This is a genomic window from Rhizobium sp. RU36D (assembly GCF_900176345.1).
GTDB lineage: Bacteria > Pseudomonadota > Alphaproteobacteria > Rhizobiales > Rhizobiaceae > Allorhizobium.
Genome location: NZ_FWXU01000077.1, coordinates 1 through 1,115 on the forward strand (window position 1 = coordinate 1; position 1,115 = coordinate 1,115).

The following is a 1,115-nucleotide window of genomic DNA, read 5'->3' on the forward strand; positions in this document are numbered from 1 at the left end:
ATACCAACGAGCAATGACGCCGACTCGTGATGGGATTCCCAAATCAGAGGAATTCTGACTCATTATGCCAAACGGAGGTTTGGCATGACGAAGGCGATATCGTTGCGGGCAGATTACGACGGAACCGCTCTCAGGAGGCTGGCTAGGAAGGCAAAGGATGCCGCCCAGGTCCGGCGGCTGTTGGCGCTGGCCTCGGTTTATGATGGCGGCTCCCGGCAGTATGCATCGGAGATCGGCGGGGTGACGGTGCAGATCGTCCGTGACTGGGTCTTGCGCTTCAACGAACGCGGCCCCGCCGGGTTGATCAACACAAAAGCACCAGGCGGCCGGGCCAAGCTAAACGACGCGCAGCGCCAAGCGCTGGCGAAGATCGTCGAAAGCGGTCCGATCCCCGCCGTTCACGGCGTGGTCCGCTGGCGACGGAAGGACCTCGTGCAGTGGCTGTTCCAGGAGTTTCGGGTCTCTGTCGACGAGACGACAGTCGGGCGAGAACTCAGGACACTCGGTTTTGCCAAGCTTTCCGCTCGTCCGCGCCATTACGCCCAGAACGAATTGGAGGGTGAGGTTTTTAAAAAGACTTCCCTGCCGCGCTGGCAGAGATCAGGAAGAAATGCGCGCCCGGCACAGACATCGAAATCTGGTGGGCCGACGAAGCCAGAATAGGGCAAAAGAACAAGATCACGCGCCGCTGGGCACGCCGGGGAACCCGACCGTTGGCCCCGCACGACCAGCGCACCATGTGGGCCTATATTTTTGGCGCGATCTGCCCGAAAAAGGGCAAGGGGGCTGGCCTCGTCCTTCCCTATTGCGACACCGAGGCGATGCAGGAACACCTTGCCGAAATCAGCAACGCCGTCGATCCCGGAGCACATGCGGTGCTCATTCTCGACCAAGCAGGCTGGCACGTCACGCCGAAGCTGAAGGTGCCAGACAACATCACCTTGATGTTCCTGCCGCCGAGGTCGCCAGAATTGAACCCGGTCGAGAACCTCTGGCAGTTCATGAGGGACAACTGGTTGTCGAACCGCGTCTTCAAGGACTACGACGACATCGTCGATCAATGCTGCCGCGCTTGGAACAGGCTCGTCGATCAGCCGTGGAAGATCATGTCCATC

1 protein-coding gene is annotated in these 1,115 nt (G+C 60.1%); it reads left to right on the plus strand.

Going from position 1 to position 1,115, the window contains the following annotated elements:
* Nucleotides 1-84: 84 nt before the first annotated feature.
* Nucleotides 85-1,115, plus strand: a protein-coding gene (locus tag B9A97_RS29225; RefSeq protein ID WP_143530779.1) for an IS630 family transposase whose coding sequence is annotated in 2 segments (ribosomal slippage) — nucleotides 85-577 and nucleotides 577-1,115 — 1,032 coding nt annotated over the 2 segments. Because the reading frame shifts where the segments join, the coding sequence is not laid out codon by codon here. This gene is flagged as partial in the annotation.